This window comes from Pseudomonas sp. GW821-FHT05H12, from assembly GCF_059419385.1.
Map to the genome: position 1 here is coordinate 42,934 of NZ_JBWKRS010000010.1, position 17,216 is coordinate 60,149.

Here is a 17,216-nt window from a genome sequence, read left to right on the forward strand (position 1 = left end):
GGGCTAGACCTTGAGGATCTTGCCACTGATAGCCACCGCCGCCAGCAGTGTGGCGATCAGTACGAAGGCCGTGCTCAGGCTGCTGCCATGGGCGATAAAACCGATCACGGCGGGGCCGGCCAGAATGCCGGCATACCCCAGGGTGGTGATGGCCGGCACCGCGATATGTTCCGGCATGACCTTTTGTTTGCCCACCGCGGTGTACAGCACCGGCACGATGTTGGAGCAACCGGCGCCCACCAGTGCATACCCCAGCAACGCGGTTTGCCAGGCGGGGGACAGCGTGGCCAATAGCATGCCGGCAGTGGCGAGTGCGCCGCCGATCATGATCACGCGGGTGGCACCCAACCTGCGCACAATGGCGTCACCTGTCAGGCGACCGGCCGTCATGGTCAAGGCGAAAGCGGCATAGCCCAGGCCGGCGTAGGCTTCGTCAAGGCCGCGCTCGGCGCTGAGGAACACCGCGCTCCAGTCAAGCACCGCACCTTCAGCCAGAAACACGATAAAACACAGGCAGCCGATAAACAGCACGACACCATGGGGGATCGCAAAGGCGGGCCCTGAGCTTTCACTGCCGTAGGGCAGCAGGTGCGGCCCGGCCTTGAGCAAGGCTGCGGCCATCACGGCGATCACCACGAGGGTTGCCTGCAACGGCGAAAGGCCCAGCCCCAACAGCCCGGCCACGCCGGCTGCACCGACGATGCCACCCAGGCTGAACAACCCATGGAAGCCCGACATCATGGTCTTGCCGCTGGCGCGTTCAACGATCACCGCTTGCAGGTTGACCGTGGAATCCACGGTGCCCAGGCCTGCGCCAAACAGGAACAGCGCGGCTATCAGTAAGGGAATCGAACTGACGGTCGCCAGCATCGGCAGCGCCACGCAGATCAGGATCGTCCCTGCGGTCAACACGCGCCGGCAGCCAAAGCGCGACGCCAGGGCGCCCGCCACGGGCATGGCGATAATCGACCCCACGCCCAGGCACAGCAACAACAGGCCCAGGGTGCCCTCATTGAGTTGCGCGCGAGCCTTGGCATAAGGCACCAGCGGCGCCCAGGCGGCGATACCGAAACCTGCGATAAAAAAAGCGATGCGGGTCGACATTTGTTCCAGCCGCCCGGGAACCACGGGCGCTGGGGTGGGGATGGCAGTCATGAAGAATCCTTGGTTTTGCGTTCAAAGAACGATGTCCGGCGCGACATCCTTGCACATCAGGCCGCATCGAGCGAGCCGGGTTCCATGGGAAAGCGGATTGGCGCGGCGGTCTTGAATTTTATTTTTACAAACATGGAACCTGAGGCGGCCTGCCGGCCACACAGGCTTTGTCAGATGTGGTCTGGAAGGTGTGTAATCCTCGTGAGGGCTGATGAACCCCAGAGCTTTTACGCGAGTTGCTACCCTCCAGATCACCTCTGAATTGAACTCGGCAGGTGGTTTCCCACACAATCGCGTGGCTCTTTTTTCTTGGACAGCCTGCGACTGCTGGGGTGAATCACGCTATGACCCACTTCTACGATGCCCGCGGCAATATCTATGGCGTGGTCAGCCCGGCCCTATTAAGACGCCAGGGCATCAATCTTCCTGACAGCGCCGCCGAGGCTGCGAATACCCGTAAGGCTTGGGCGTCTTCAGCCATTGCCGCCGAGTGTGGCTGGGGCTCCTTGCCACGCCCTGCGGATGCCAAGGCCCATCGAAGCGACGGGCTATTGATCGGGCCGTTCCAGGCCGAGGCACCGTTCGATGTGTTGATCGTCAACACTGACGGCACCCTCGCCGAGCGCAGCGGCAATGGCCTGACCATCTTCGCCCAGGCCCTGACCGACCAAGGCTTGCTAAGCCAGGGGGGCGAGTTGCGGGTGCATCACGATAAAGCTGATGCGCAATCGCCGGTCATCACCCGGGTGGAGCCTGCTTTCTACGAGGACGTGGCGGGGTTCTGGCTGGCACTGGGTTTGCCCGAGTTCGGGCCGCAGGCGGTTGGCGCCCGTAACGTGGGCAGCGTGAAAGCAGCGAACCGTGAATTCAGCCAGGTGGCCTCACTGACGGCGCTTGAGCCGCAATGGTCGTGCAGCCAGTTCGTGCGTGTGGGCAACCCGCATTGCGTCACATTGGTCGAAGACCCTGCGCTGCTGCCAAATAACTCTCGAATGCATCAACCCGCCTTGTTCGAACCCTTGAAAGCCGTTGCATTCGCGCCACCGGCGGGCGGTGGTGTTCCGTGTGCAGCGGGTGTCAATTTGCAGTGGGCTGCCCGTGGGCAGGGCAATCAAGTGCTGGCGCGGGTGTTCGAACGCGGGGAGGGGCCCACGGCATCTTCGGGGACCAGCGCCAGCGCCGTGGCCTGCGCGGCGTGGCGAGCAGGCTGGGTGGGCGGCGGCGAAGTCGCGGTGGTGATGCCGGGAGGTACGGCGCCCGTGCGTTTGTTGACACAGGGCGACACCTTGCTGAGCGTCAGCCTGTTTGGCACGGCGCGGCCACAAACCTGAAGCAGCATCCAGGCGCGTTATAAAAACGTCACCTGCGCTGGTTGCCGTTTCATCAGCACTTTGCCATGGCGGATCGAATACAGCGCCAGGCCCTGGCTGCGGATCACCTCGTAGTCGCTGTCTGCCGACAGGATCAGCAGGTTCGCCGGGCGCCCCGGCTCAAGGCCGTAGCGGTCGCCCAAGGCCATGGCCTTTGCGCTGTTGTCGGTGACCAGGTCCAGCGCGCTTTGCAGGTTGCGATAACCGAGCATGTGGCAGATGTGCAAACCGGCTTCAAGCACGCGCAGGATGTTGCCGTTGCCCAGCGGGTACCACGGGTCGACGATGGAGTCCTGGCCGAAGCAGACGTTCATGCCCGCTTCCAGCAGTTCGTTGACGCGGGTGACGCCCCGGCGTTTCGGGAAACTGTCGAAGCGGCCCTGCAGGTGGATGCTTTCGGTGGGACAGGAGACAAAACTGATGCCCGAATGCCCCAGCAGGCGGAACAGCTTGGCGCAGTAGGCATTGTCGTAGGAGCCCATGGCGGTCGTATGGCTGGCGGTGACGCGCGCGCCCATGCCACGGCTGCGGGCCTCTTCGGCGAGCACTTCGAGAAAGCGTGAGTGCGGGTCGTCGGTTTCGTCGCAGTGCACGTCCACCAGGCAACCGGTGCGTTCGGCCAGGTCCATCAGAAACTTGACCGAGCTAACGCCCTGGTCGCGGGTGTATTCGAAATGCGGAATGCCACCGACCACATCGGCGCCCAGGCGAATGGCTTCTTCCATCAGTTCGCGGCCATTGCGGTAGGACTCGATGCCCTCCTGGGGGAACGCGACAATTTGCAGGTCGATCAGGTGCGCGCTTTCTTCGCGCACGTCCAGCATCGCTTTAAGCGCGGTGAGGTCTGGGTCGGTGACGTCGACGTGGGTGCGTACATGCTGGATACCGTGGGCCGCCAGGGCCTCGATGGTTTTCTTGGCGCGGGCCTTGGTGTCTGCCCCGGTGATGGTGGCTTTGCGCTCGCCCCAGCACTCGATGCCTTCGAACAGCGTGCCGCTCATGTTCCAGCGCGGCTCGCCGGCCGTGAGGGTGGCATCGAGGTGGATGTGAGGCTCGACAAAGGGCGGGATCACCAGGTTGCCGGCAGCGTCCAGGTCGTCGTCCGCCAGTACGGGCGCCGTGGTTTGCGCGGTGATGCTGGCGATCCGGCCATGTTCCAGGTGCAGATCATGCAGGCCTTCACGGTTGCGCAGGCGGGCGTTGATGATGTGCATGGGCAAGTTCCTCTTGGGCAAAAAGCAATCAGGCGTTCAGTCTGGGTCAGTCGAACAGTGTCTGGGTGGTCTCGCCGCGATGAAAGGCGAACGCGGCTTCCAGGTCACTTTCGATGGTGCGTCCACGGGAAAGCGGCGGCAGGTCATCCAGGCTGAAAAAGCCCACTTCGGTGGTTTCGAACCCGGCCATGGGGGCCAGTTGATCGACACGTTCACACAAAAAGTACAGCTTGTAGAAATCCCGCACATCCGGGCGATACATGCCCTTGGCCTTGTGGGTGACGCTGTACAGCGCCTGCGCCGTGACGGTCAACCCGGCCTCTTCGCGGATCTCCTTGACGATGTTTTCCGCCGCCGACAGGCCGATATCGGCATAGCCGCCCGGCAGTGCCCAGCAGCCATCGGTCAATTCGCGCACCAGCAGGATTCGGTCGCCCTCGATCACCGCGCCCCGCACGTCGATCATCGGCGTGGAATAGCGCTTGGCAAAGTCCGGCACCAACCCGGTGATGCGCTCCAGCGGCACGTTGCCCAATTGCGCCAGCATGCTGTGGGCAATCTCGGCGATTTCCTCCAGGCGCTCGCGCTCAAAATCGTCAGTGCAAAAATGCAGCCCCGTGGAGGCCAACGCCTGCAAGCGTTTGGCCTGGGCCAGCCAGGTGTTTTCCATGGACGCTCCTAAAGGGGTTTGCGCATGTACACCCGGTGCAGGCCGTGTGCTTCGGCCCGATGGGTCTCGACATAACCTCGACGGGTGTACAGCGCAATGTTTTCAGTCATTGCCACGTTGGTGTAGAGCTGGATGGCCGTGTAGCCCGCGTCGCGCGCCTGTTGTTCGGCAAAGTCCATGAGTTGGCGCCCCAACCCCAGGCCCTGGGCTTGCGGGGCGACGGCCAGGTTGTCCAGCAACAGCGCGTCGGGAGCATCCAGCAGGATAATGAAGCCCTGTATCTGCCCGGCATTGTCCAGCACGTGTACGCCTCCCGCCGCGACAAGCGCCTGATAGTTTTCCAGCATAGGACCGGGTTGGCGGCCGATACGCGTGATGTAAGGCGAGTAGGCGGCCTCAACGATGGCTTCGATGGCGGCCACATCATGGGCGTTGGCAGGGCGCATCATGACAGCGTGCTCCGAGTGGGCTGGAGGTCATGACTGTACGGGAGCCGGACATAAAAAAACCACCCGCAGGTGGTTTTTCAGCAGTCGGAGGCTTACTCGCCGCGATAGATGCAACCACTGGTGCAGGTCTCGTGGATGCGGATCGCACTGAGTTCCGGCAGCAGGGGCTTGAGCTCATTCCAGATCCACTTGGCCAGCACTTCGCTGGTGGGGTTTTCCAGGCCGGGAATGTCGTTGAGGTAGTTGTGGTCGAGGCGTTCGTAGAGCGGCTTGAAAATCGCCTTGATCTCCGAGAAGTCGCGAATCCAGCCGGTATGGGGATCCAGGTCACCGCTCAGGTGGATCGCCACCTTGAACGAATGCCCATGCAGGCGCCCGCATTTGTGGCCTTCCGGTACGTGGGGCAGGCGGTGGGCGGACTCGAAGGTAAACTCTTTGAAGATTTCCACAGTATTTTCAGCTCGGTCAGGTATCTGGCAGGCGGCGAGTTTAACAGCTTGATCCCACACCGCGCATACCGTCCCTCCGTAGGCGCCGTGTTTATTCAGGTTTCCCGCGTGAACGCCCATCGCCGGCAAGCCGGGCTCCTACAGGGGCTGGAGTCGTTCGCCCAATTGGTTGTTGTCCGCCAATTCCAGAAACTCATCCCCCAAGCGCCGGCTCTCGCTCATCGCGGTTTGCCAGTACTTGTTACGGCTCGGGTCATCGCCCATGAAACGCTTGAAGTCGCTGCGGTCCGGCAGTTTGCCGTGGGGCAGGCGGGCCAGGTAATCCTTGGACGGAGCGAGTAGCAACACATCCTGCAAACCCTGTTGATTGCTGCGCCGCCACGGTAGGCCTTTGTCGAACCAGCCGGGGATGACCCGGTCGGTAAAGTGCGGGTACAGCACGATGTCGTCGCCGTGGTAGGGCAGGTCGAGGTGGTAGTCCAGCAGGCCGCCGTCGCGGTAGGTGCCTGCGCCCGCGCCTGGCAGGTCGCGCACGCCTTGCATCACCATGGGGATCGAGCCCGAGGCCAGCAGCGCCTGGCGCAGGTTACCCAATTCCAGGTCGAGGAAGCGCGACGGGAAATCCTGCAACGGATGCACCGGTGGTGCCTGGCGCGGGTCGTGGATGATCAGCCGTTCGAAATGCCGCGACAGCCGCGCGCGGCCCCGCAGGTTGTCGGCGATCACTGACGACAGGCCCAACCCGAGGCGGCCACGGTGGTCATCGGCGAGCAGCCCGTGGCTTTTGACCACCATGATGTTCAGGCGATAGTCGGGGTTGTCTAGCACCCGCGCATCACGGCCGGCGAGCAAGTCGTCGAGCATGCGCTGGCAACTGCGGCTGACTTCGGCCATGGTCACGCCTTTGGCGAAGCTTTGTTCGTTGTACAGGCGGCCGAGGTCGAGCAGACCTTGCACCGGGTCGGGCAAGCAGGCGCTGGCAAACCGCCAGGAGCCGATGGACGCGCCGATCAACGCGCGCTCGCGCGGCATGCGTGGCAGCCAGTCGCCGAACAGCGCCAGGTCCAGGCCCTGGATACCCAAGGCCTTGGGGCCGCCGGCCGCACCGGGTAGGATGCCGACATCGGCCGGTTTGAGGCCTTGCTCACGAATGCGCGTAAAGGCGCGTTTGCCGGCCTTGAGGGTCAATGCGGGAAACTTGATGTGGATGGCAGTCATACCAGTCTCAATTGAAGCGAGCGGATCAGTATAAGAAATCTCGCACAACAGTTGGGGAAATGGACTATCGGCAATTGCCATGGTGGCAATTCAGTTTCAGTTAAGTTGCGACGGCTAACGTGGCGACGTCAAGGAACAACAGGATGGGTAATGAAGGTATATCGACGCACGGGCGGTCGAGTGGCGCTGGTGTTACTGCTGATCAGCTCAGGCCTGGCGGCCCATGACCTCGGGCAGGACGAAGCGTTGCGCCTGCGCCAAAAGGGGGTCATCGCGCCCCTGGAAGATTTGTTGGGGCCGGCGTTCGAGCGCTACCCTGGGTCCAAGTTGCTGGACGCCGAGCTGGAAGAACACGACGACCGGCCGGTGCGCTATATCTATGAAATCGAACTGTTGACCGCTGACGGCGTGGTGCGTGAAATCGAGCTGAATGCCAGCACCGGCGAGCTGCTCAAAGATAAGGAAGACGACTGATGCGCCTGCTCCTGGTGGAAGACAACGTGCCTCTGGCCGATGAACTGCTGGCCGGCCTGCAGCGCCAGGGCTATGCCGTCGACTGGCTGGCCGATGGTCGCGACGCGGTCTATCAAGGCCGCAGTGAACCCTACGACCTGATCATCCTCGACCTCGGCTTGCCCGGCCTGCCAGGGCTTGAGGTGCTGGCGCAATGGCGCATCGCCGCCTTGGCCACGCCGGTGTTGATTCTTACCGCCCGGGACTCCTGGGCCGAACGCATCGAAGGGCTCAAGGCCGGCGCTGACGATTACCTGAGCAAGCCATTTCACCCCGAAGAACTCTACCTGCGTATCCAGGCGCTGTTGCGCCGCTCCCATGGCCGGGCCAACCAGCCCACCTTGCAGGCGGCCGGGTTGCACCTGGATGAGGGTCGTCAATGCGTGTTGCGTGATGGCGAGGAGATCCAGCTGACCGCCGCTGAATTTCGCCTGCTGCGCTATTTCATGCTGCATCCCGAACAAATCCTGTCGAAAAGCCACCTGGCCGAGCACCTGTATGACGGCGAGACCGAGCGCGATTCCAACGTGCTGGAAGTCCACGTCAACCACTTGCGCCGCAAGCTGGGCCGCAGCGTGATCGAAACCCGGCGTGGCCAGGGTTATCTGTTTGGCGCCAGCCCCGCATGAGGTCGATTCAACGGCGCCTCAGCCTGGGGTTGATCAGTGTGATGGTGGTCGTCGGCGTGGTGCTGGCGCAAACCAGCCTGTGGTTGTTCGAAGCCGGGTTGCAGCGCTACCTGGAAGCGGGGTTGCGCAACGACGCCGAGAACCTGCTGGTGGCGCTGGTACGTGGGGCAGGCGGTGTGCAGTTGGATGAGCAGCGCTTGTCGCCGGCCTACCAACGGCCGTTTTCCGGGCATTACTTTCGCATTGATTTTGCCGATACCCACTGGCGCTCCCGTTCGCTATGGGACCAGGAACTGCCCCGCCTGCCCGAGACCGGGCTCAAAGGCAACCTGCAATTGGGGCCGGAAGGCCAGCAACTGCTGGTGCTGCGCGCGGACTATAAGCGCTATGGCCAGTTGATCTCGATCAGCGTGGCGCAGGACTACACGCCCGTGCGGGAGAGCTTCCGCCTGATGCGTCGGGTCGGCCTGATCCTCGGCCTGGCCGCGCTGTTGCTGGTGCTGGTCTTGCAGCGGGTTACCGTGCGCCGTGCGTTGCGCCCGCTGGAAACCGCGCGTGAACAGATCGCCCAATTGCAACAAGGCCAGCGCTCGCAACTCGACACCCAGGTGCCGCTGGAGCTGGAACCGTTGGTGGCACAGATCAACCACCTGTTGGCCCACACCGAAGACAGCCTCAAGCGCTCGCGCAATGCCCTGGGCAACCTGGGCCATGCCCTGAAAACCCCGCTCGCCGTGTTGTTGAGTGCAGCCTCAAGCGAGGCCCTCAAGGACCACCCCGAACTGAGCAAACTGTTGCGCGATCAACTGGAACAGGTGCAACAGCGCCTCAACCGCGAACTCAATCGCGCGCGCCTGGCCGGTGAAACCCTGCCAGGCGCGTTGTTCGACTGCGAAAAAGAACTGCCCGTATTGCTGGCCACGTTGACCATGATCCACGGCGAGCACCTGGACCTGAGCTACCACGTGCCCCCTGGGCTGCAACTGCCCTGGGACCGTGAGGATCTGCTGGAACTGCTGGGTAACCTGCTGGACAACGCCTGCAAATGGGCAGATGCGGACGTGCGCCTGACGATCAGCGAAACGCCGCAGCACTACTTAGTGGCCGTTGAAGACGATGGCCCCGGCATTCCCGAAACCCAGCGCGACCAGGTGCTCAGCCGAGGCGCACGCCTGGACGAGCAGATCGACGGCCACGGTTTGGGCTTGGGGATCGTGCGCGATATCGTCGAAGTGTGGGGCGGGGTGCTCCAACTGCAAGAAAGCGAACTGGGCGGCTTGAAGGCCCTGATCGAACTCCCCAAACGACAAAATTGACACGCCACCGATTAACAATGTGGGAGCTGGCTTGCCTGCGATGGCATCACAGAGGTGTGACTGACACACCGGGTTGCCTGCATCGCGGGCAAGCCCGCTCCCACATTGGATCGCCACCCCATTCGAGGGCAATCCGTTACACCCGGAATTGATCCATCAGCCCTTGCTGCTGATTCGCCAGGCTGTTCAGCGCCTGGCTCACCCGCGCCGATTCATTGGCCTGTTCCGACAACGACTCGGTCACATCCCGGATCGTCGCCACGTTGCTGTTGATCTCCTCGGCCACCGCGCTCTGCTCTTCAGCGGCGCTGGCGATCTGCAGGTTCATGTCGCTGATCACCGTCACCGCATCGCCGATCTGGCGCAGGGCGGTCACGGCCTGGCCGACCTGCTCGACGCTGCCCTGGGCCTGGCGATAGCTGTTGCCCATGGCGCCCACCACGTCTTCGGTGCCGCTTTGCAGTTGCTCAATCACCAGGCGGGTTTCTTCCACCGACTCCTGGGTGCGGCGCGCCAGGTTGCGCACCTCATCGGCCACCACGGCAAAACCGCGACCGGCCTCACCGGCACGCGCCGCTTCGATGGCGGCGTTGAGAGCCAGCAGGTTGGTCTGCTCGGCGATGCCGCGAATCACTTCCAGCACCGAACCGATTTTCTCGCTGTTGGCTGCCAAGCCTTCGACCTGGGCCATGGCCGTGCTCATGTCGGCGGCCAGGTTGCCAATGTTGGTGGTGGTGCGGTCGATCACGGTCAGGCCTTCACGGGTCGATTGGTCGGCATCGCGCGCGGCCTGGGCTGCCTGGGCGGCGCTGCGGGCGACGTCCTGGGCGGTGGCGCTCATTTCGTGGGAGGCGGTGGCCACTTGATCGACCTGGCGATATTGCTGCTCCATGCCAGCACTGGTTTCAGTGGCAATGGCCGCCGATTGGTCAGCGGTGCCACGGGCGTCCTGCACCGAACGCTTCACCTCGGCAATGATCGGTTGCAGCTTGTCGAGGAAACGGTTGAACCAGCCGGCCAACTGCCCCAGTTCGTCCTTTTTGTCGTAGGCCAGGCGGCGGGTGAGGTCGCCTTCGCCGCTGGCGATGTCTTCGAGCATGCTGGCCACGCCGAGGATCGGCCGGGTCACGCTGCGCGCCATCAGCCACACCAGGATCAGGCCAAGCACGGCCGCGAACAGGCCCAGGCTCAGCTCCAGCAGGGTGCCCTTGGCATTGTCGGCATCCAGTTGGGTTTTCAGCGCTTCGGCCGGGGCCACCAGGACTTTCTCCGGCACATCCAGCAACACGCCCCATGCCTTGCCGTCCGGGATCGGCGCGAACGGCGCCAGCACTTTGAGCTGATGGTCGGTGCGCAGGCTGCGGATCTGGTTGCTGCTGGCCAGGGCGCTGATCAATTGCGCACCGCTGGCGGTGTCGACCGTGTCCAGGCGCTGGCTGAGCTTGCTGGCGTCCGGGCTGTAGCCGGCGAGCACGCCAGTGGGGCTCAGGATGCTGACTTGAGTCTGGCCGTCATACAGCTTCTGGCTCGCCTGTTGGCTCACGGCCTGCAGGCTGTTCAGGTTGATGTCCACCGACAGCGAAGCGATGACTTTGCCGTTGACCATCAGCGGGAACACGATGCTGGTCATCAGCACGTTCTGCCCGTTGATCACATAAAAGTACGGCTCGATCACACAGGGCTTGAGCGTGGTGCGCGGGCAGGTGAACCAGGCGTTGGCCTTTTCACCGCTGGGGCCGACGCGGGTGTCGGCCATGTCGCTTTCCGGCAGCGCCATCGACTCCAGTTTGCCGGGCGTGGGCTGCGACCAGTACAGGGCGAAGCGGCCCTTGTCGTTACTGCCCAGCTCTGCCTGGTTGGCGAACAGCTCGTCCTTGCCATCCAGGGCGTTGGCTTCGAACACCAGGGACAAGCCGAGCAAGTCGGGGTTGGCCTGCAGGGCCGACTTGACCTGGCGGGTCAGGTCTTCGCGGGTGTCGAACGCATCCAGGAAGCGTTTTTCGGCCTGTTCACGCAAAAACAGCACTTGGCGGGAAAACCCGTGGCCGTATTGGTAAGCGTCCATGAACTGACGGCGAATGCCCAGTGCCTGGGCTTCACCCTGGGCTTCGATGCGCGCCTGGGCGGCCTGATCGAGCATCTGCATGCTGGACGCCTTGACCTGCTCCGAGCTCTGCTCCATGCGATACAACGACAAACCCACCAGCAGGGTCACGATCCCCAGCAGGCACAGGCCGGCGAGCAGGGTGATTTTCCATTGAATGGAAAGCTGTCTGAGAGACATCGAGGCGCATCCTTAACCTGAAAACACAGAGAGCCTCTGTATCGGCCGCGTTTTTCGGTTCTTTATTATTTAAACGTTCAATTTAAACCCAAAAGCGGCGCCGTTTTTTGACATGCGGCCGCGCCTGCTGCAAAGTGCGCGCCCTCTAATAAGACCTCCTTCAAGCCTGCACGCTGGCAGCCACCCGATGGCCGCCTGGGCGCGGGCCTGCCTGTTTTTTATGTTTCTGCTTGAGGTAACCATGATTAACGCAGTCATTGCCGCGGTCGGCACCATGCTGGTGCTCAGCTTGTCCCGCGTGCATGTGGTCATCGCCATCATCGTCGGCGCCCTGGTGGGCGGCCTCACTGGCGGCTTGGGCATCGAGGCCACGCTCAAGGCCTTCAACGGCGGGTTGGGCGGCGGCGCCACTGTGGCATTGTCCTACGCCTTGCTCGGTGCGTTCGCCGTGGCCATTGCCAAATCCGGCCTGGCCCACGCCCTGGCCGACAAGGCGCTGATGCTGGTGGACCGCCAGGAAGCCACTGGCGGCAGCCACGTCAAATGGCTGTTGATCGGCCTGCTCTGGGTGGTGGCGATCGCCTCGCAGAACATCCTGCCGATCCATATCGCGTTTATCCCGTTGCTGGTGCCGCCGCTGCTGTACGTGCTGACCAAGCTGCAACTGGACCGCCGCCTCATTGCCTGTGTGATGACCTTCGGCCTGATCACCCCGTACATGTTCCTGCCGGTGGGCTTCGGCAATATCTTCCTCAACCAGATCCTGCTGGCCAACGTGGCCAAGAGCGGGGTGGACATCAGCCAGGTCAACGTCACCCACGCCATGGGGTTGCCGGCCTTGGGCATGGTGGTCGGCCTGCTGGTGGCGGTGTTCGTCAGCTATCGCAAGAAACGCGTGTATGACCTGGAGAAAATCGAGCGGGTTGAGCAAGTGGCCGTGCAGTACAACCCACTGACCCTGCTGGTGGCCGGCCTGGCGATTGCCTCGGCGTTCATCATTCAGCTGTGGCTGGACTCGATGATCATTGGCGCCCTGGCCGGTTTCCTGATCTTCTCGGTGTCGGGCATCGTGCGCTGGCGCGAGACCGACGACCTGTTCACCGAAGGCATGAAGATGATGGCCATGATCGGCTTCATCATGATCGCCTCCTCAGGCTTCGCCGAAGTGCTCAAGGCCACGGGCGACGTGCGCTCGCTGGTGGAAACCTCGGCGGCCTTTATCGGCCACAGCCGTGGTGTCGGCGCCTTGCTGATGCTGTTGGTGGGCTTGCTGGTGACCATGGGCATTGGGTCGTCGTTCTCCACGGTGCCGATCCTGGCGGCGATTTTTGTGCCGCTGTGTGTGCAGCTGGGTTTCAGTCCGCTGGCCATTGTGTGCATCGTCGGCACGGCCGGCGCGTTGGGCGATGCGGGGTCGCCGGCGTCGGACTCCACTCTGGGCCCGACCTCCGGTTTGAACATTGACGGCCAGCATCACCATATCTGGGATACGGTGGTGCCGACGTTTTTGCACTACAACATTCCGCTGTTGGCATTTGGGTGGTTGGCGGCGATGACGCTTTGATTGGGCACTGAGTACATATCCATTGTTTGGGTAACGGCTAACCCGGCGTCCTGCCGGGTTACCCACGGATTCAAACCTGCGTTCGGCCAGCGTGTTAAACGGGGCGCCTAAGATCAAAATCAAAAGCAGACACGGCGGCCTTAGAGCCGACCGCATTCCCCTGTAGGAGCCGGCTTGCCGGCGATGCAGGCACCTCGGTGAAACAGGTGCACCGCGTGGATGCCATCGCAGGCAAGCCAGCTCCCACAGGGTGTCGCGTTCTGTCTGATTTTTTGCTTTATCGTTAACGACCATCGCCGGCAAGCCGGCTCCTACAGTGGACCGCGTTTGCCTTTGCCTTTGCTCTACACCACTCAAGCCGGCTGTCAGGCCGCTGTGCTCTTGCTTTTGATTTTGATCTGAAGCGCCCCGTCAAACACGCTGGCCGGAATTCGGCAGGGATTTGGGGGGTAAACCGGCAGGGATGCCGGTTTAGCCGCCCCGCGCCATGGATGGCGCGTGGCGGCGGCCCCCCAAATCACTGTCGGATTACGGGCACACCGAGCCTAAGCGAGGTGCCGAGTGTTGGGGCAAGAGCCCTTTGCTTACTTTGGGGCTTTTCCAAAGTGAGTCGCCGTAAGGGCGAAACCATACTCAGCCATCACCCCAATAACGGATAAGCCCCCAATCAAACCTCACCCCCGACCCACCCCATTCCCAATCTGCCAAACAAACGGCGGTTCACGCCCATTCACCACCCAATCCCCCACAATCCGCGCCTTATAAATCACCGGATTATGCGACGACACCGTCCGCGCATTCCGCCAATGCCGGTCCAGCGCTTTCCCCTGGCGCACATCCGAAGCCCCCAGCGCATTGAACAACTCAGTGGTCGCCCGCTGCACCAACTGCGACACCACCACCTGCGCCGTCGCCGACTCAATCTCCGCCGCCACATTGGCCTCCCGCTCCAACACCGCATCCCCCGAAAACCGCGCCAGGTAAGCCCGCTGCGCCGGAACAGCCGCCTTCAACGCACTGGCCTCAGCCGCATACACCAAAGCCGCCACTTCACCCACCACCTGCAGAATCTGCGCATCCTGACTCACATGCGCCGCATTGCCATGGCTGTAAATACGCTTACGACTACGCACCTGCTGCGCCACATCATTAAGCGCCGCCCGCCCAATCCCCGCCAGGCTCGCCAACAGCACCAACTGGTAAAAGGCCGTCTGATACTTGAACCGGGTAGCAAAATCGATAACGTTGTCGCCCTCGACCACCGCATCGGTAAAACGCGTAGTGCCACTGCCCGTGGTGCGCTGGCCAAACCCGTCCCAGTCATCGCTTTGCACCACACCCGGCTGGCGCGTGCGGGTGGCGGCGATCACCGAAGCGCCGGTGTCGCTGCGCTGGGCGTACACGTCGATCCAGTCCGAAAACAGGCTGCCGGTGCTGTAGAACTTCTCACCGTTGAGCTTCCACTGATCACCGTCCGGGCTGACCTGAGTGACCACATCGCCAATCGCGACATCACCGATTTCCGTCCAGGCGCAGCCGACGATATCGCCGTCGACAAAACGCTTGAACCACAGGTCGCGTCCGGCACCGGGTGGCGCGTTCAGTCGGTCCTCGGCAAACGCAAAGTGCCCGCGCAGGACCTGGGGCACGTTGGAGTCGGCAGCAGCCAGTTCGATCAGCAGCTCGAACAACTGGGGCAGGGATGCGCCGCCACCGCCATATTCCACCGGCACCCGCACGGCGCCAAAGCCGGCTTCCTTGAGCCACCGGATGGGTTCGTAGGGCAGGGTGCGGGCCTGCTCACGCTCAACCGCGCCGTCGGCGATGCGCTGGAAGATCGGCCGAAAGCGTGCGGCCAGTGTGGGGTAGTCGACGCCGATGGACAGCGGGTTGATCACGTGTTGCTCGGTCATGGGAGGCAGCTCCTTGGCAGTGTTCAAGTACCAGGGCGATTGCACAGTCCGTGCCGGGTGTTTCAGCCCGTATTTACGGGCTGAAACCCTGGCTGACTGTTGCTCCAGCAACAGTGGAACGACAAAGCGGTGCGATCCCTGACACCCGCGATACAGTCCGTTACTGCCCCGTTTCTTAAGGCGGCGCCTGTACGCCGGGCCTTTGCCGGTGGCTGGCACGCTTGCTGCTCTGACCCTCCTACATCCCTGTGTGCGAGGTAAGGTCCGATGAGTCAGCAAGCCGTGAAATTTGCCTATTGGGTGCCCAACGTCAGCGGTGGGCTGGTAGTGAGCAAGATCGAACAGCGCACCCATTGGGGCATCGACTACAACCGCAAACTGGCGCAATTGGCCGAAGAGGCCGGCTTTGACTATGGCCTGACGCAGATTCGCTTTACTGCCGGCTACGGCGCCGAGAACCAGCATGAGTCCGTGGCGTTCAGCCACGCATTGCTGGCAGCGACGACCAAGCTCAAAGTCATTGCAGCGATCCTGCCCGGCCCGTGGCAACCGGCGTTGGCGGCCAAGCAATTGGCGACCATCGACCAGCTCACCAACGGCCGCATTGCGGTGAACATCGTCAGCGGCTGGTTCAAGGGCGAGTTCCAGGCCATCGGCGAACATTGGCTGGAACACGATGAGCGTTATCGCCGTTCCGAAGAGTTCATCCGTGCCCTCAAGGGCATCTGGAGCCAGGACGACTTCACTTTCAAGGGCGACTTCTACCGCTTCAACAACTACACCCTCAAGCCCAAGCCACTGGGCCAGCCCGAGGTGTTCCAGGGCGGCAGCTCACGAGCCGCGCGGGACATGGCGGCGCGGGTGTCGGACTGGTATTTCACCAACGGCAACACCCCGGAAGGTATCAAGGCTCAGGTCGACGATATCCGTGCCAAGGCGGCCGCGAATAATCATTCGGTCAAAGTCGGTGTGAATGCGTTTGTCATCGCCCGTGACACCGAAGAAGAGGCCCGCGCCGTGCTCGCCGAGATCATCGAAAAAGCCGACCCGGAAGCCGTGAATGCGTTTGGCGATGCGGCCAAGCAAGCGGGCAAGGCGTCGCCCGAAGGCGAGGGCAACTGGGCCAAGTCCAGCTTCGAAGACCTGGTGCAGTACAACGACGGCTTCAAGACCAACCTGATCGGCACCCCGCAACAGATTGCCGAGCGCATCGTCGCGCTCAAGGCGGTCGGTGTGGACCTGGTGCTCGCCGGCTTCCTGCACTTCCAGGAAGAAGTCGAGTACTTCGGCAAGCGCGTGTTGCCGCTGGTGCGCGAACTGGAAGCCAAGGCCGCGATCAAGCAGGTGGCCTAAACAGCATCACCGCCGCTCGCAACTTGTTGTTGCCAAACCGACACATGCGCTCGAACTCCCCATGGCTGACCGGCAGGTGCTGGCAGTCCAGGGGCTGGCGGTGCTGGCTGTGGTCCACATCCGGGTCGTGCAGGTAGACAAACTCGTCGTCGCAGTCAGTGACCATCACCCAGTGCGGCGACTTGGAGCGCGTAAGGCGGTAGCTGCTGATCAACACCAGCGGTTGCCCGCCTGCCTGCAGCACCCGTGGCAAGTCCAGGGCGCCGCCGAGTACCTGTTCGACGTCGCTGCCTGCCAGTTCTTCCTCGAACGCCTCGTGCACCACACGCATCACGTCCTTCTTGTGCGGGTCGCGCACGCCATCGAGAAACAACGGCCCACGTACATTCACCTGCATCCGCACGCGAAACCCCCGACGCCAGGCGGCCAGCGCCAAACCCTGAGGGCTGCAACCGCCATGGCCGGCGGTCATGAACACGGTGGTCGCTTCGCGCCAGATTTGCAGCTCTTCGCGCCGCTGCGCCACACGCCCAGGCACTAGCGCGCCCATGGCCATCAGCAGGCAGGCGGCGCCGCAGGTGAAGTCGGTGGTCTGTTGGTAATACGGCACGCTCTGCGGGAGTACGGTGTGATGCTGCAGGATGCGTTTTTCCAGGCGCAGGGCGGCGGTATGGTCTTCGTAGTAATCGTTGATCAGGGCGAAGCGCCGGTAGCCATTGCGTTCGTAGAGGGCGAGGGCGCCGGGGTTGTCGGTGCGCACTTCCAGGCGCAGGTAGGCACAGTCGTGCTCGACGGCGCAGGCCTCGATACGGGCCAGCAATTGCTTGCCCAGGCCTATGCCGCGCGCGTGTTCGGCAATGGCGATGGAGTACAGGCGCGCCAATGAGGTGCCGCGATGGAACAACACCAGGGCGTAGCCGAGCAATTGCTCGTCATTTTCCGCCACCAGCAACTGCCCGTGGGCGCGGCTGACCATCCACTGGAAACTGCGCGGCGAGAGCCGGTCGGTGGTGAAACAATGCTGTTCCAAGGCCACCAATTCAGGCACATCGGCCGGTGTTGCAACGCGAAAGGAAAGAGCCATATAACCGCCGTAAAAGTTGCGTAACGAAACGGGAC

14 protein-coding genes and 2 pseudogenes are annotated in these 17,216 nt (G+C 62.7%); 6 read left to right on the forward strand and 10 right to left on the reverse strand.

All coding sequences use genetic code 11. From position 1 onward, the window contains the following. Positions 1-3 precede the first annotated feature (3 nt). Complete coding sequence (locus tag AC07SU_RS11135) at positions 4-1,155, reverse strand: MFS transporter (RefSeq protein WP_176999317.1); 1,152 nt, start codon at positions 1,153-1,155, stop codon at positions 4-6. Between the two features lie 344 nt (positions 1,156-1,499). On the opposite strand from AC07SU_RS11135, the gene AC07SU_RS11140 reads away from it, so the two are divergent. Further along, positions 1,500-2,486 (forward strand): diaminopimelate epimerase, encoded by a 987-nt coding sequence (locus tag AC07SU_RS11140; protein WP_494997036.1) that lies wholly within the window; start codon positions 1,500-1,502, stop codon positions 2,484-2,486. 17 nt (positions 2,487-2,503) lie between these two features. Here AC07SU_RS11140 and codA read toward each other — a convergent pair whose 3' ends face one another. From codA to AC07SU_RS11165, 5 genes are all read right to left on the reverse strand, one after another. Beyond that, positions 2,504-3,739: a cytosine deaminase gene (codA, locus tag AC07SU_RS11145; RefSeq protein ID WP_494997037.1), complete on the reverse strand. Its 1,236-nt coding sequence runs from the start codon at positions 3,737-3,739 to the stop codon at positions 2,504-2,506. Between the two features lie 46 nt (positions 3,740-3,785). Next, entirely contained in the window at positions 3,786-4,409 is a 624-nt protein-coding gene (locus AC07SU_RS11150) for an NUDIX hydrolase (RefSeq protein ID WP_176999314.1), read from the reverse strand. A gap of 8 nt (positions 4,410-4,417) precedes the next feature. After that, positions 4,418-4,858, reverse strand: coding sequence for a GNAT family N-acetyltransferase (locus AC07SU_RS11155; RefSeq protein ID WP_176999313.1), 441 nt, complete (start codon positions 4,856-4,858; stop codon positions 4,418-4,420). A gap of 92 nt (positions 4,859-4,950) precedes the next feature. Then, a complete protein-coding gene (gene queD / locus AC07SU_RS11160; RefSeq protein WP_003190259.1) occupies positions 4,951-5,307 on the reverse strand; it encodes a 6-carboxytetrahydropterin synthase QueD in 357 nt (118 codons plus the stop codon). Positions 5,308-5,445: 138 nt separating this feature from the next. Next, on the reverse strand, positions 5,446-6,525 hold the full coding sequence (locus AC07SU_RS11165; protein WP_176999312.1) for a patatin-like phospholipase domain-containing protein: 1,080 nt from the start codon (positions 6,523-6,525) through the stop codon (positions 5,446-5,448). 150 nt (positions 6,526-6,675) lie between these two features. Between AC07SU_RS11165 and AC07SU_RS11170 the strand changes: the two genes are divergently transcribed. Genes AC07SU_RS11170 through AC07SU_RS11180 form a run of 3 tightly spaced genes read left to right on the forward strand, consistent with a single transcriptional unit; the run spans position 6,676 to position 8,983 of the window. Continuing rightward, the gene (locus AC07SU_RS11170) at positions 6,676-6,999 is read left to right on the forward strand and encodes a PepSY domain-containing protein (protein ID WP_176999311.1); all 324 of its coding nucleotides are present in this window, start codon (positions 6,676-6,678) and stop codon (positions 6,997-6,999) included. Continuing rightward, positions 6,999-7,667, forward strand: a complete 669-nt coding sequence (locus tag AC07SU_RS11175) for a response regulator transcription factor (protein ID WP_494997038.1) — start codon at positions 6,999-7,001, stop codon at positions 7,665-7,667. The genes AC07SU_RS11170 and AC07SU_RS11175 overlap by 1 nt, the downstream gene beginning before the upstream one ends. Further along, the gene (locus AC07SU_RS11180; protein WP_494997039.1) at positions 7,664-8,983 is read left to right on the forward strand and encodes a sensor histidine kinase; all 1,320 of its coding nucleotides are present in this window, start codon (positions 7,664-7,666) and stop codon (positions 8,981-8,983) included. The genes AC07SU_RS11175 and AC07SU_RS11180 overlap by 4 nt, the downstream gene beginning before the upstream one ends. A 136-nt stretch (positions 8,984-9,119) precedes the next feature. Here AC07SU_RS11180 and AC07SU_RS11185 read toward each other — a convergent pair. Together AC07SU_RS11185 and AC07SU_RS11190 are read right to left on the reverse strand one after the other, a co-directional pair. After that, positions 9,120-9,629: pseudogene (locus AC07SU_RS11185) on the reverse strand (methyl-accepting chemotaxis protein); the annotation flags it as partial. A 348-nt stretch (positions 9,630-9,977) separates the two neighbouring features. Next, a pseudogene (locus AC07SU_RS11190) lies at positions 9,978-11,267 on the reverse strand (methyl-accepting chemotaxis protein); the annotation flags it as partial. Positions 11,268-11,511: 244 nt separating this feature from the next. On the opposite strand from AC07SU_RS11190, the gene AC07SU_RS11195 reads away from it, so the two are divergent. Further along, entirely contained in the window at positions 11,512-12,831 is a 1,320-nt protein-coding gene (locus AC07SU_RS11195) for a Na+/H+ antiporter family protein (protein ID WP_164487975.1), read from the forward strand. Between the two features lie 674 nt (positions 12,832-13,505). Here AC07SU_RS11195 and AC07SU_RS11200 read toward each other — a convergent pair. Continuing rightward, positions 13,506-14,744: an acyl-CoA dehydrogenase family protein gene (locus AC07SU_RS11200; RefSeq protein WP_494997040.1), complete on the reverse strand. Its 1,239-nt coding sequence runs from the start codon at positions 14,742-14,744 to the stop codon at positions 13,506-13,508. 267 nt (positions 14,745-15,011) lie between these two features. Between AC07SU_RS11200 and sfnG the strand changes: the two genes are divergently transcribed. Continuing rightward, positions 15,012-16,097, forward strand: coding sequence for a dimethylsulfone monooxygenase SfnG (gene sfnG, locus AC07SU_RS11205; protein ID WP_494997041.1), 1,086 nt, complete (start codon positions 15,012-15,014; stop codon positions 16,095-16,097). On the opposite strand, the gene AC07SU_RS11210 is transcribed toward sfnG, so the two are convergent. Beyond that, a complete protein-coding gene (locus AC07SU_RS11210; protein WP_494997042.1) occupies positions 16,081-17,181 on the reverse strand; it encodes a peptidase C39 family protein in 1,101 nt (366 codons plus the stop codon). The two genes, sfnG and AC07SU_RS11210, sit on opposite strands and share 17 nt — an antisense overlap. Positions 17,182-17,216 lie beyond the last annotated feature (35 nt).